This is a genomic window from Mycobacterium sp. 3-98 (genome assembly GCF_035918355.1).
Classification (GTDB): Bacteria; Actinomycetota; Actinomycetes; order Mycobacteriales; family Mycobacteriaceae; genus Mycobacterium; species Mycobacterium intracellulare.
The window spans coordinates 627,251-640,599 of record NZ_CP142360.1; the positions used below are offsets into that span (position 1 = coordinate 627,251).

10 protein-coding genes and 1 riboswitch are annotated in these 13,349 nt (G+C 68.0%); of the genes, 9 read left to right on the forward strand and 1 reads right to left on the reverse strand.

Annotated features, from left to right (window positions below; genetic code table 11):
• Window positions 1-138 precede the first annotated feature (138 nt).
• From QGN30_RS03120 to QGN30_RS03155, 8 genes are all read left to right on the forward strand, one after another.
• Complete coding sequence (locus tag QGN30_RS03120; protein WP_036459965.1) at window positions 139-993, forward strand: SDR family NAD(P)-dependent oxidoreductase; 855 nt, start codon at window positions 139-141, stop codon at window positions 991-993.
• The gene (locus QGN30_RS03125) at window positions 993-2,393 is read left to right on the forward strand and encodes an aromatic ring-hydroxylating oxygenase subunit alpha (protein WP_026071112.1); all 1,401 of its coding nucleotides are present in this window, start codon (window positions 993-995) and stop codon (window positions 2,391-2,393) included. Before QGN30_RS03120 ends, QGN30_RS03125 begins: the two co-directional genes overlap by 1 nt.
• Window positions 2,390-4,237, forward strand: a complete 1,848-nt coding sequence (locus QGN30_RS03130; protein WP_248923286.1) for a flavin-containing monooxygenase — start codon at window positions 2,390-2,392, stop codon at window positions 4,235-4,237. Before QGN30_RS03125 ends, QGN30_RS03130 begins: the two co-directional genes overlap by 4 nt.
• Window positions 4,234-5,202: an SDR family NAD(P)-dependent oxidoreductase gene (locus QGN30_RS03135; RefSeq protein ID WP_014381505.1), complete on the forward strand. Its 969-nt coding sequence runs from the start codon at window positions 4,234-4,236 to the stop codon at window positions 5,200-5,202. The genes QGN30_RS03130 and QGN30_RS03135 overlap by 4 nt, the downstream gene beginning before the upstream one ends.
• A 13-nt stretch (window positions 5,203-5,215) precedes the next feature.
• Window positions 5,216-6,415, forward strand: a complete 1,200-nt coding sequence (locus QGN30_RS03140; RefSeq protein WP_038538184.1) for a CaiB/BaiF CoA transferase family protein — start codon at window positions 5,216-5,218, stop codon at window positions 6,413-6,415.
• Entirely contained in the window at window positions 6,412-8,124 is a 1,713-nt protein-coding gene (locus QGN30_RS03145; protein WP_014386087.1) for a thiamine pyrophosphate-binding protein, read from the forward strand. Before QGN30_RS03140 ends, QGN30_RS03145 begins: the two co-directional genes overlap by 4 nt.
• A gap of 28 nt (window positions 8,125-8,152) precedes the next feature.
• Window positions 8,153-9,583, forward strand: a complete 1,431-nt coding sequence (locus tag QGN30_RS03150; RefSeq protein WP_038538181.1) for an aldehyde dehydrogenase family protein — start codon at window positions 8,153-8,155, stop codon at window positions 9,581-9,583.
• Window positions 9,584-9,816: 233 nt separating this feature from the next.
• Complete coding sequence (locus QGN30_RS03155) at window positions 9,817-11,811, forward strand: acyltransferase family protein (RefSeq protein ID WP_038538178.1); 1,995 nt, start codon at window positions 9,817-9,819, stop codon at window positions 11,809-11,811.
• 3 nt (window positions 11,812-11,814) lie between these two features.
• Here the strand turns inward: QGN30_RS03155 and QGN30_RS03160 are convergent, their stop codons facing one another.
• On the reverse strand, window positions 11,815-12,474 hold the full coding sequence (locus tag QGN30_RS03160) for an O-methyltransferase (protein ID WP_038538175.1): 660 nt from the start codon (window positions 12,472-12,474) through the stop codon (window positions 11,815-11,817).
• Between the two features lie 225 nt (window positions 12,475-12,699).
• Window positions 12,700-12,872, forward strand: a riboswitch (M-box (ykoK) riboswitch).
• 249 nt (window positions 12,873-13,121) lie between these two features.
• On the opposite strand from QGN30_RS03160, the gene QGN30_RS03165 reads away from it, so the two are divergent.
• Window positions 13,122-13,337 (forward strand): hypothetical protein, encoded by a 216-nt coding sequence (locus QGN30_RS03165; protein ID WP_131810750.1) that lies wholly within the window; start codon window positions 13,122-13,124, stop codon window positions 13,335-13,337.
• Window positions 13,338-13,349: the final 12 nt, after the last annotated feature.

Consider the following 13,349-nt stretch of genomic DNA (forward strand, 5'->3'; position numbering starts at 1 on the left):
GGGCTCGATCTTGACAGCGAAGTCCGCCGGTCGGAATAGTGTTCTCCCAAGGACAGAACGCCATATTTTGTCCGGACAAACTGGTAGCGAATGTCGCGGCCGGCGCGGGACGGCGCCGTCGGCGGCCGAAAGCAGGTCATGGACGATCAATTCGGGCACCTCAGGCTTGATGGTCGCGTCGTGGTGGTCTCCGGCGCCGGCGGAGGCGGCATCGGCACCACCGTCACAGCCGTGACCGCCCGGGCCGGGGCCACCGTGATCGCGGTGAGCCGATCGAAGGAAAACCTCGACGAGCACATCGCCCCGCTGGCCGCCCACGGCCTGGCCGTGGTGCCCGTCGCGGCCGACGCGTCCACCGACGAGGGCATCGCCGCGGTGATCGACCACGCGCGCCGCGCCGACGGAAGCTTGTACGGGCTGGTCAATGTCGCCGGCGGCGCCGAGCCGTCGACGTGGATGCCGTCGACGCGCGTGACCCGCGGCGACTGGCGCAAGATCTTCGCCGACAACCTCGAGACGGCGTTCTTCATGAGCCAGGCCGTGGCGGCCGAGCTCGTCGCGCAAAGACTGCCGGGGTCCATCGTGTCGATCTCGTCGATCAGCGGCATGAACACCGCGCCGTTTCACATCGCCTACGGGACCGCCAAGGCCGCGATCACCGCGATGACCCGCACGATGGCCCTCGAGTTGGCGCAGGCCGGAATCCGGGTCAACGCCGTCGCGCCCGGCGTCACCGAGACGGCGGCCTCGCGCACCTACGTCGACGAGGACCCCGAACGGGATCGGCAGGCGATCGCCATGGGACGGCGGGGCCGGCCCGAGGAGCAGGCCGGCGCCATCCTGTTTCTGCTCTCGGAGATGTCGAGCTATATCACCGGCCAGACGCTGTTGGTCGACGGCGGCCTGGACCTCAAATGGAGCCATCTCGGCGCCGACAACACGTCGCTCTTCTTGCGTGACGAATCCTTCCGCGCGGCCATTAGGAGGATGTGATGACCGATCTCGCCAAGGGCACGAATTCCGCTGGGGCCGAGGAACTCTCGTCCCCGATGACGATCGGCGTCGAGGCATACATCTCCGAGGACTACGCCCGCGCCGAGCGCGACAGGCTGTGGCGGCGGGTCTGGCAGCAGGTCGGCCGCGTCGAGGAACTACCCGAGGTGGGCAGCTATTTGACCTACGACATCCTCGACGACTCGATCATCGTGGTGCGCACCGGCCACAACGAATTTCACGCGCACCACAACGTGTGCATGCACCGCGGCCGCCGGCTGATCGACACCCCCGAGGGCGCCAAGAACGCCTGTGCCCGCACCCGAAAGTCGTTCGTCTGCGGCTTTCACGGTTGGACCTATGGCTTGGACGGGGCGTGCACGCACATCCGCGAGCAACAGGACTGGCAGGGAGCGCTCACCCCGGACAACACCCACCTTCGACCGGTTCGGGTCGACACCTGGGGCGGCTGGTTGTGGATCAACATGGACCCCGACTGCGAGCCGCTGGCCGATTACCTGTTCCCCGCCGCGAAGATCCTCGACCCGTTCGGGTGTGAGAACATGCGCTACAAGTGGCGCAAATGGCTTGAATTTGACTGCAACTGGAAGGTCGCGCTGGAAGCGTTCAACGAGACCTACCACGTCTACACCACGCACCCCGAGTTCAACAAGTTCGGCGAGTTCAAGGGGTGGGCGAAAGCCCAAGGCAGACACAGCAACATCGGCTACGACGCCCCAGAGGACATGGAGGCCACCAAGTCCAAGATCCGCCTCGGCATCGGCGCCGACCCGCGGGTGTCCACCGCGGAGATGCAGGTGTACACGATGGAGGAGACCAACGCCACCACCACCCAGACGCTGGTGAACGCGGCCAAGCGACTCGTCGACGAGTTGCCCGAGGGGACGCCGGCCGACAAGGTCCTCGAGCACTGGCTGGCATCGGCGCGCCGCGACGACGAGGCCCGTGGCGTCGTTTGGCCGACGATCCCCGCCGACATCCTCGGGCAGGCCGGCACCGCGTGGCAGATCTTTCCGAACTTCCAGATCGGACAGGGCCTGACCAGCGCGCTGTGTTACGGCGCGCGACCGCACCCCAGCTACAACCCCGACAAGTGCATCTTCGAGGTGTCGGTGTTCGAGCTGTACCCGAAAGGCCAAGAGCCCCAGACCGAGTGGGAGTACACCCCGGTCGGGGATCCCCGTTGGCGGTCGGTCCTACCGCAGGACTTCTCCAACATGGCGGCCGTGCAGCAGGGGATGAAGTCACTCGGCTTCGCCGGCACCAAGCCCAACCCGTACCGCGAACGCAGCACCGTCAACCTGCACTACCAATTGTCGAGATACATGGGTACCGGTGAGCCCCAGGAACTGTCACGCAAGGAGTCACCATCGGCATGACCATGCACCAGGACAGCTGCGGGCCCACCCAGACGCCCGACGACGTCGACATCGCCGCGCTGCGCGAGAAGTACCGGCTGGAACGCGAAAAGCGGCTGCGCAAGGAAGGTTCCAAGCAGTACATCGAACTGGAGGACGACTTCGCCGGGTACTACGAGGTCGATCCCTACACCCCGGCCGCGCCACGCCACCCGATTTCGGAGGACATCGACGTCGCGGTCCTCGGTGGCGGCTTCGGTGGATTGCTGTCGGCAGCGCACCTGAAGAAGGCGGGCGTCGACGACGTACGCGTGATCGAACTCGGCGGCGACTTCGGCGGTGTCTGGTACTGGAACCGGTACCCGGGCATCCAGTGCGACAACGAATCCTACTGCTACATCCCGCTTCTCGAAGAGCTCGATTTCATGCCGTCGAAGAAGTTCGCCGACGGCGCCGAGATTTACCAGCACTGTCGCAACATCGGCAAGCATTTCGGCCTCTACGATTCGGCGATCTTCTCCACCCAGGTGCGCGACCTGCGTTGGGACGAGGAGATCAGGCGCTGGCGAATCGGCACCAACCGCGGCGACGACATCCGCGCCCGGTTCGTGGTGCTGGCGTCGGGCCCCTTCCACCGGCCCAAACTGCCCGGCATTCCTGGGATCAAGGACTTCAAGGGCCACGCGTTCCACTCGTCGCGGTGGGACTACGACTACACCGGCGGGGACAGCGGCGGCAACCTGCACAAGCTCGCCGACAAGAGGGTCGCCGTCATCGGCACCGGCGCCACCGCGATCCAGATCGTCCCGTTCCTGGCCCGAGACGCCCAGCACCTCTACGTCTTTCAGCGCACCCCTTCGACCGTCGACGAACGCAACAACGCGCCGACCGACCCGGAGTGGGTGAAATCGTTGCGGCCGGGCTGGCAGCGGGAACGGCAACGCAACTTCCACTCCTGGACCTTCGAGGGCATGGCGCTGGGTCAGCCGGACCTGGTGTGCGACTTCTGGACCGAACTCGGGCGCAACACCGCGGCCCGGGTGCTCGCGCTGGACGACCCCGCGTCGCTGACGCCCGAGCAGTTCATGGCGATCCGCGAGGAAGAGGATTACAAGCTGATGGAGCGGCTGCGCCGCCGCATCGACGTGATCGTCGAGGACGCGCAGACCGCCGAGGCACTCAAGCCCTACTACCGGTTCCTGTGCAAGCGGCCACTGTCCAACGACGAGTACCTGCCGATGTTCAACCGGCCCAACGTCACCCTCGTCGACGTCTCCGATTCCAAAGGGGTTGAACGGATCACCGAAAAGGGGCTGGTGGCGGGCGGCGTCGAGTACGAGGTCGACTGCATCATCTATGCCAGCGGCTTCGAGATCACCACCGAGATCAGCCGCCGCTATTCCATGGAGACGATCGAGGGCCGCGACGGGCTGTCGCTGTTCGACCACTGGCGCGACGGCTACAAGACGCTGCACGGGATGACCAGCCGCGGCTTCCCGAACCAGTTCTATACCGGTTTTACCCAGGTCGGCATCTCCGCCAACATCGCCGCCAACTACGAGCTGCAGGGCGAGCACATCGCCTACATCATCGCCGAGGCGTTGAAGCGGGGCGCGACCACCGTGGAGCCCAGCGCGGCGGCCCAGGAGCAGTGGTGCGCGACGATCCGGGAAACCGCCGTCGACAACTCGGCGTTCGACGCCCAGTGCACACCCGGCTACTACAACAACGAAGGCGGCGGCGGGGGAGAGGGCATCCGGTCACACCTGGGCGAACCGTACGGCCCCGGCTTTTACGCGTTCGAGGACTTGCTGCGCGTGTGGCGTGACAAGGGCGACTTGGACGGGTTGGTGCTCGGCACTTGAGCGAAACCCCTGCAGAGCAACTACGATTCGACGGCCGCGTCGCCGTGGTGACCGGGGGCGGCCGCGGGTTGGGTCGCGCCTACGCGCAGCTGCTGGCCGCGCGTGGGGCGAAGGTGGTCGTCAACGACGTCGGCGGCGGCCTCGACGGCGAAGGGGTCGACGCCGGTCCGGCGGAGCGGGTCGTCGCCGAGATCACCGCGGCCGGCGGGCAGGCCGTCGCGTGCAGCGCTTCGGTCGCGACCGCAGCGGGCGGCGACGCGATCATCGCGACCGCGCTCGAGCACTATGGCCGCGTCGACATCCTGGTGCACAACGCCGGCAACGTCCGCCGCGGCTCGCTGAAGGAGATGAGCTACGGGGACTTCGACGCCGTGCTCGATGTGCACCTGCGCGGCGCGTTCAACGTCGTGCGCCCGGCGTTCCCGCTCATGTGCGGGGCGGGCTACGGCCGCATCGTGCTGACGTCGTCGATCGGCGGCCTGTACGGAAACCGCGACGTGGCCAACTACGCGGCCGCCAAGGCGGGCGTCATCGGGTTGTCCAATGTCGCCGCGCTCGAGGGCGCCGCCGAGGGCGTCCGCTGCAACGTGATCGTGCCGGCGGCGGTGACGCGCATGGCGGACGGCATCGACACCTCCGCCTACCCGCCGATGGGACCGGAACTCGTTGCGCCCGTGGTGGGTTGGCTCGCGCACGAATCCTGCTCGGTGACCGGGGAAATATACATCGCGCTGGCGGGCCGCGTGGCCCGGGCGGTCGTCGCGGAGAGCCCCGGCGTGTGCCGGTCGTCGTGGACGATCGAGGACGTCGGCAGCCATCTGGACGCGATCCGCTACGCGGAGGCGCCGCTGATCTTCCCGGTCGTCCCGGATGGCCATGACGAGCACATCCGCTACAGCTTCGAGCTGGCGCAGAGGTCAAGCGAACTCCATGGCTCGCCCGATCAAGGAGCGCTCAATGGCTAGCCCCGCGGGCCCGATGGCCGGTGTGCGCGTGATCGATCTCACCGCGATGGTGATGGGGCCCTACTGCACCCAGATCATGGCCGACATGGGCGCCGATGTGATCAAAGTCGAACCGCCCCAAGGCGATAACACCCGCTACATCTCGGTCGGCCCGGCGCCGGGCATGAGCGGGGTGTTCGTCAACGTCAACCGCGGCAAGCGCAGCGTCGTGCTCGACCTGCAGACCGATGCCGGAAAGCGGGCGCTACGCGCTTTGGTCGAGACCGCCGACGTGTTCATCCACTCGATGCGCGCCAAGGCGATCGCCAAGCTCGGCTTCGGCTACGACGACGTCGCCGCGATCAATCCCAAAGTCGTCTACACCAATTGCTACGGGTACGGGCGACGCGGACCCGATCGGGACCGCCCGGCCTACGACGACACGATCCAGGCCGAATGCGGCCTGCCGGCGGTGCAGCAGCAGTTGACCGGCGAGGCCGACTACGTCGGCACCATCATGGCCGACAAGATCGCCGGGCTGACAGCGCTGTACGCAACGACGATGGCGTTGTTCCACCGCGAGCGCACCGGGCAGGGCCAAGAGGTCGAGGTCGCCATGTTCGAAACCATGGCGTCGTTCATGCTCGTCGAGCATGCCAACGGCGCCCTGTTCGATCCCCCGCTGGGGCCCGCGGTGTATCCGCGCACCGTGGCGCCCAACCGCCGTCCGTACCGCACCAGCGACGGCCACATCGCCGCACTGATCTACAACGACAAGCACTGGAACGCGTTCATGAACGCCGTGCGGCCGCCGTGGGCCAGCGAGCTGTACGCGACGCTGGAACAGCGCGCCCGCGAAATCGACACCATCTACGGGCTGGTGGCAGAGACCATGAAAGAGCGATCCACCGCGGAGTGGTTGGAGCTGCTGCGCGAACTCGAGATCCCGGCCGCGCCGTTGAACACGCCCGGCGCTCTGTTCGACGATCCGCATCTCAAGGCCGTCGGCATGTTCGAGACCGTGGACACCCCGCATGGGCCGGTGCGCTTCCCCGGCGTGCCCACCTGGTTCTCCCAGACACCGGGCCGCGTCGCGGGGCCGGCGCCCGAACTCGGCGCCCATACCGAGGACGTGCTCGCCGAAATCGGCGCGAGCGGTTCCGGACTCGCACGAAACACACCGCCAGAGCACGATTTTGCGTCTGCTCGCCAGGGAGAGGAACTTCAACAATGACCGTGCCGGTGTACAAGCGCATTCTCGACCTGTTCGAGGCCGAAGGGGTGAACACCCTGTTCGGGATCCCGGACCCGAACTTCGTGCACATGTTCGCCGAGGCCGACGCGCGCGGGTGGTCGGTGGTCGCGCCGCATCACGAGTTGAGCGCGGGTTTCATGGCCGAGGCGGCGTCACGGATGACCGGCAAGCCCGGGCTGTGCATCGGGACGCTCGGCCCGGGCATGGCGAACATGGCCGGAGCGATCCAGTGCGCGCTCGTGGAGAACTCGCCGGTGATCTTCCTCGGCGGCCAGCGCGCCCGCATCACCGAGCGCCGGGTGCGGCGCGGGCGCATCCAATTCGTCCGCCAGGAGCCCCTTTTCGCCCCGTCCGTCAAGTACAGCGCGTCCATCGAGTACGCCGACCAGACCGACGAGATCATCCATGAGGCCATCCGCCGGGCCATGTCCAGCACTCCCGGCCCGGCCTACGTCGAATACCCGTCGCACGTCATCCTCGAAGAGCTCGACGTGGCCGATCCGCTGCCGCCGCATCGGTATCGCCTCGTTAACCAGGGGGCGGGCGCCCCGGAGATCGCCAAGGCCGCCAAGCTGATTCGCGAAGCGAAGAGCCCGATCCTGTTGGTGGGCCACGGCGTGCACACGTCGCGCACCGGCCCCGCGGTGAAGGAGCTCGCCGACCTGATGGCCTGCCCGGTCATCCAGACCTCCGGGGGTACTTCGTACATCCCGGGCCTGCAGGAGCGGACCTTCCCCTACCTGTTCTCCCCGGCCGCCAACGAGGCGGTCGAGCAATCCGACCTGTGCGTCGCGCTGGGAACCGAACTCGGTGAGCCCATGCACTACGGCCGGACCCAGCATTGGGCGGGCAACGACGCGAATCGCAAATGGGTGTACGTCGAGCAGGACCCGGCCGCCATCGGCGTCAATCGACAGTTCGACGTGCCGCTGGTCGGCGATCTGCGCGGCGTCGTGCCGCAGCTGGTCGAGGCGCTCCGGGACACCCCGCGCACCCCGTCGCCCAGCCTCGAGAAGTTGGTCAAGGCCGACGCCGAGGAGCTCGCACAGCTCGCCGAGACCGCGCCGTCGGGTCGTTCGCCGATCCACCCGGCGCGCTATGTCGTCGAGGCCACCAAGGCGTTCAACGAACTCGACGACGCCATCATGGTCCGCGATGGCGGCGCGACCGTCATCTTTCAGTGGACCTACTCGCAGGCCAAACCGCGCGATGTCATCTGGAACCAGAACTTCGGCCACCTCGGCACCGGCCTGCCCTACGCGGTCGGGGCTTCCGTCGCCGAGGGCGGCAAGCGCCCCGTCATGCTGCTGACCAGCGACTCGGCCTTCCTCTTCCACATCGCGGAACTGGAAACGGCTGCGCGGCAGAACCTTCCGCTGGTGTGCGTGGTGGGCGTCGACCACCAGTGGGGCCTGGAGGTCGGCGTCTACAAGCGCACGTTCGCCCAGCCGTCACCGCAGCCGGGCGTGCACTGGAGCAAGGACGTCCGGATGGACAAGATCGCGGAGGGCTTCGGGTGCCATGGCGAGTTCGTCGAGAAGGAATCCGAGATCGGGCCGGCCATCGCACGCGCCTACGCCAGCGGCAAAGTCGGTGTGGTGCACGTGTGCATCGACCCGAAGGCCAACTCCGAGGAGATGCCCAAGTACGACCGATTCCGTACCTGGTATGCAGAAGGCACCCAGTGAGCGCCGCAACTAAGGAAGAGTGCTAGCTATGCGCGAATACCTGAAGTTCTACATCGACGGACAATGGGCCGACCCGGTGCGGCCCAACCCCTTCGAGGTGGAAAACCCGGCGACCGAGCAGGTTTCGGGAAAGATCTCGCTGGGGTCGGCGGCCGACGTCGACGTGGCGGTTCAGGCCGCCCGGCGCGCCTTCGCGGGCTGGTCGCAGAGCACCCGCGAACAGCGCCTGGACCTGTTGCAGTCCATCCTCGCCGAATACCAGAAGCGGGCCGACGATCTCGCCGAGGCGGTCACCGAGGAGATCGGCGCGCCGCCCTCGCTCGCCGCGGGCCCGCAGGTCTTCCTCGGCATCGGCCACCTCACGACGGCCATCGACGTGCTGAAGAACTTCCCGTTCTCCGAACACAAAGGGGAGACCCTGATCGCCAAGGAGCCGATCGGTGTCTGCGGCTTGATCACGCCGTGGAACTGGCCGATCAACCAGGTCGCTGTCAAGGTGTATCCGGCGCTGGCCACCGGCTGCACCGTCGTCCTGAAACCCTCTGAGGTCGCGCCGTATTCGCCGTACATCTTCGCCGAGATCCTGGCTGCCGCGGGCGTGCCGGCCGGGGTGTTCAATCTGGTCAACGGTGACGGCGCGGGCGTGGGCGCGGCGCTGGCGAGCCATCCCGACATCGACATGGTGTCGTTCACCGGGTCCACCCGCGCCGGCATCGAGGTCGCCAAGAACGCCGCCCCGACGGTGAAGCGAGTGACCCAGGAACTCGGCGGCAAGAGCCCCAACATCGTCCTCGACGACGGCGGCTTCGCCGACGGCGTCCGCGCCGGCGTGGCCAACATGATGCCCAACTCCGGGCAGAGCTGTAACGCGCCGTCGCGCATGCTGGTGCCGAATTCACGGATGGCCGAGGCCATTACGATCGCGCGCGAGGTGGCCGAACAGGTCAAGGTGGGCAGCGCCGACGACGCGACGGCGATCGGGCCCGTGGCGTCGAGGACGCAGTTCGAGAAGGTGCAGCGGCTGATCCAGCAGGGCATCGACGAGGGCGCGACCGTGGTCGCGGGCGGCCCGGGCCGACCGGCGGGGCTGGACACGGGGTACTACGTCAAGCCGACCGTCTTCGCGCATGTCACCAACGACATGACGATCGCGCGCGAGGAGATCTTCGGGCCGGTGCTGTGCATCCTCGGCTACGACGACATCGACCAGGCCGTCGAGATCGCCAACGACACCGAGTACGGCCTCGCCGGCTATGTCTCCGGGGCCGACCTCGACAAGGCGCGCGAGGTTGCCCGCCGGATCCGCGCGGGATGGGTGACGATCAATCACGCGTTCGACATGAACGCGCCGTTCGGCGGCTACAAGCGCAGCGGCAACGGCCGCGAATGGAGCGAATTCGGCTTCCACGAGTACCTGGAGGTCAAGAGCACCCTGGGCTACGCGCCCGGCAAGGCCTGACGCCCGACCCCGAAATCCGAACGCAGCGCAGCGGAAAACCGTTGCGTGTCCTCCACGCGATCCCGCGCGTCCGCCCTTAAGCTGGCTCCGTTCACGAGGAGGGGCAGCGACGTATCGGCATCAACCATGGCGCCGGGCGGGATGGTAGTCACGGCGCGCTGACAGCGAGCATCGAGCCGGGCGGGTCTCACCCCGCACCGGCTCGTCGTTCTCGGCCCCGATGGGTCGCCCCCGTGCGCCGGGTCGGCCGGCTGGGGGTCTGGGACGGGCCGGAGGGGCGCAGCGGAATCCCGGCGCTCGACGGCCTGCGCGCGATCGCCGTTGCGCTGGTGCTCATCGGGCACGGCGGCATCCCCGGCGTCAGCGGCGGATTCATCGGCGTCGACGTCTTCTTCGTCCTGAGCGGATTCCTCATCACCTCGCTGCTGCTCGACGAGCTGGGACGCACCGGTCGCATCGACCTCACCGGCTTCTGGATCCGGCGCGCGCGGCGACTCCTGCCGGCGCTGGTGTTGATGGTGCTCACCGTGGCCGCGGCCCGGCAGCTGCTGCCCGAGCGGTCGCTCACCGGCCTGCGCGACGACGCCATCGCGGCGTTCGTGTGGCTGGCGAACTGGCGGTTCGTCGCCCAGAAGACCGACTACTTCACCCAGGGCGCACCGCCGTCGCCGCTGCAGCACACCTGGTCGCTCGGCGTGGAGGAGCAGTACTACTTCGTCTGGCCGCTGCTGCTGATCGCGGTCACGCTGGCGCTGGCGGCGCGCGCGAGGCGCCGTTTCACCCGGGCCACCGTCGGCGGCGTGCGCTTCGCGACGTTCGTCATCGCCACCGTGGGGGCCCTGGCGTCCGCGGCGCTCGCCATCGTCATGGTGTCCGACGGCACCCGCGACCGGATCTATTTCGGCACCGACACCCGCGCGCAGGCGCTCCTGGTCGGCGCGTCGGCAGCGGCCCTGCTGGTGCGGGATTGGCCGTCGATGAACCGCGGCTGGTGCATGATCCGCACGCGGTGGGGGCGGCGCGCCGCCCGGATTCTGCCGCTGCTGGGCTTGGCGGGTCTGGCGGCCGCGACCCACTACGCCACCGGCGCCAGCGGCGAATTCCGCCACGGCTTGCTGATCGGCGTCGCGATCGCGGCCGTGTTCGTCATCGCCCCGGTCGCCCTGGAGCAGCGCGGCGTCGTCGCGCGCGCGCTCGCGTTGCCGCCGCTGGTGTGGCTCGGCACCATCTCCTACGGCGTGTACCTGTGGCACTGGCCGATCTTCTTGGCGCTCAACGGCGAACGCACCGGGTGGTCCGGGCTGCCGCTGTTCGCCGCGCGGTGCGCCGCCACGGTGGTGTTGGCCGCGGCGTCGTACTGGGTGCTCGAGCAGCCCATCCGGCGCTGGCGGCCGGCGCGGGTGCCACTGCTACCGCTGGCGGCGGCGACCGTCGCCAGCGCCGCGGCGGTGACGCTGTTGGTGGTTCCGGTGGGAACCGGGCCGGGGCTGCGCGAGCCGGGCTTGCCGCCCGGAGTCTCCGCGGTCGCGGCCGTCTCGCCGTCGCCGCCCGGCGAAAGCAGGCCGCGGGATCCCAACCGGCCGTTCACCGTATCGGTGTTCGGGGACTCGATCGGGTGGACGTGGATGCACTACCTCCCGCCGACGCCGGGATTCGCGTTCCTCGACCACACCGTCATCGGATGCAGCCTGGTGCGCGGCACCCCGTACCGGTATGTGGGCCAAACCCTCGAGCAGCGATCCGAGTGCGACGGCTGGCCGATCCGATGGGCCAGGCAGGTCGCCCAGGACCAACCCGACGTCGCGCTGCTGATCATCGGCCGCTGGGAAACCGTGGACCGCGTCAACGAGGGCCAGTGGACCCACATCGGCGACCCGACCTTCGACGCCTACCTCAACGGCGAGCTGGAGCGGGCGCTGACCATCGCCGGCTCCACCGGTGTGCGGGTGGTGGTGGCGACCGTGCCCTACAGCCGCGGCGGTGAAAAGCCGGACGGCCGGCTGTATCCGGAGGACCAGCCGGACCGGGTCAACCTGTGGAACACCATGCTGCGCAAGACCGTCAGCCACCACCCGAACGTCGCGATCCTCGACCTGAACAAGAAGCTGTGCCCCGACGGCGTCTATACCGCCAAGGTCGACGGCATCAAGGTGCGCAGCGACGGCGTGCACCTGACCCCGGAAGGGGTGAAGTGGCTGACGCCGTGGCTCGAGGAGTCGCTGCGCTAGCCGCTAAGTGCCTGTGCGGCAGCTGATCTCCATGCTGTCGCTGTCGCGGACCTGGAAGTTGAAGCTGACGTAGCCGTTGGCCTGGTCGCGCACGCGGTCGAGATACGGGGCCATATCGGCCGAGCTGGCGTTGTCGGCGATGACCAACGCACCCGTGGACAGCCGGGGCTCCAGCAGCTCGATCACGGGCAGGTACAAATCTTTCCAACCGTCGAGCAGCAGAAAATCGACCGCCCCGTCCACGCTTTCCAACGTGCTCAGCGCATCGCCCTCCAGGATCGTGATCACATCGTCCAAGCCCGTCTCGGCGAACGTCTTCTTCGCGGCCGCGATCTTGGCGGCGCTGAGCTCGGTGGTCACGACGCGGCCGCTCCCGTTGTCACGCACCGCGGCGGCCAGGTGAACGGCGGAAATGCCGAACGACATCCCGAATTCGACGACCGTCGCCGGGCGGGTGGCGCGGACCAACGAATACAGCAGCCGGCCGGCTTCGGGCGTCACGGGGATGTAGAACTCGCTCATCGCGTCGGCCCGCTCCTGGGCGGACATCGGCTGATCGAAGGTGCCACGCCGCTCGCGCAACAGCGACATCTGGTTCTTCGACTCGGCGTACATGCGGTCGAGCGTCGATGCGACCCGGGGATCCTGCAGCGTTGTGGTCATCTCGCCGAGCGTAGCCCGGCGACGGTGAGCGCCGGAACGGCGCGAGTGAGGAGCCGGGCAATCGAGCCTAGCCCGGCGACGGTGAGCGCCGGAACGGCGCGAGTGAGGAGCCGGGCAATCGAACCCGACGTGAGGCCTGGGTGGGCGCTGGGAGCCCGCCGACGGCGCCACGCTCAGCGCAAATGAGTTTGACGAGCCCGGGCCGCGGTGCCACTATGGACTCCGCAAGCACCTCGGTAGGTGAGGCGTCTGCATGGATACAGGCCACTGACCCCGAACGTCGAGAGACGCCCCGGGTCAGGACAGCTCTTCCCGGACCCAAGGGTTGAGCCCAAGTGGCTTCTGGAACGTTCCGGATACGCCGTGCAGTGCCGAAGCTCCGACGAGAGGGGTGCGACCGGCGGCTTTGGTGCCGTCGGTCATTCCTGCCTCTCTCGTTCAGGTGAATGTGACGACACCCGCGTGTGTCCCGGCCGTGAGGAGGTGAGGGCGAGATGAGTCCCGGCGATAGTCCGCATCCGAAATTCGTTTTGTCCCGATCCGGCTCCGGCATTCCTTCCGCCGCCTGACCTTGCGTTTGGTCCTGCGCGGCTGACACGTCCCACGGACAGTGCCGATGCCGATCGGACCCCTGGCAGGAGAAGATCATGGCTTTTGTTGTTACGCACCGTTTTTCCGCCGTTCCGCGGGGACGCCGGCGGTCGATGCTGCGCGCGGGCCGGTTGCTGGCCGACAAGCTGCACCTGCGGACCAACCTGACCCCGCAGGAGCGCGCCAACCTGTACGTCTCGCGGATGCCGATCGCGGTGGTCACCGCCTCGCTGGGCGGGCACGCGTCGGGACGCCCCGACAACCACTGGTGATTCGCCCCGCGC

What these genes read in the sequence shown, in the direction of transcription:
- QGN30_RS03150 (WP_038538181.1), top strand. Translation starts at nt 8,153, where the DNA reads ATGCGCGAATACCTGAAGTTCTACATCGACGGACAATGGGCCGACCCG.
- QGN30_RS03140 (WP_038538184.1), top strand. Translation starts at nt 5,216, where the DNA reads ATGGCCGGTGTGCGCGTGATCGATCTCACCGCGATGGTGATGGGGCCC.
- QGN30_RS03125 (WP_026071112.1), top strand. Translation starts at nt 993, where the DNA reads ATGACCGATCTCGCCAAGGGCACGAATTCCGCTGGGGCCGAGGAACTC.
- QGN30_RS03120 (WP_036459965.1), top strand. Translation starts at nt 139, where the DNA reads ATGGACGATCAATTCGGGCACCTCAGGCTTGATGGTCGCGTCGTGGTG.
- QGN30_RS03130 (WP_248923286.1), top strand. Translation starts at nt 2,390, where the DNA reads ATGACCATGCACCAGGACAGCTGCGGGCCCACCCAGACGCCCGACGAC.
- QGN30_RS03160 (WP_038538175.1), bottom strand. Translation starts at nt 12,474, where the DNA reads ATGACCACAACGCTGCAGGATCCCCGGGTCGCATCGACGCTCGACCGC.
- QGN30_RS03145 (WP_014386087.1), top strand. Translation starts at nt 6,412, where the DNA reads ATGACCGTGCCGGTGTACAAGCGCATTCTCGACCTGTTCGAGGCCGAA.
- QGN30_RS03165 (WP_131810750.1), top strand. Translation starts at nt 13,122, where the DNA reads ATGGCTTTTGTTGTTACGCACCGTTTTTCCGCCGTTCCGCGGGGACGC.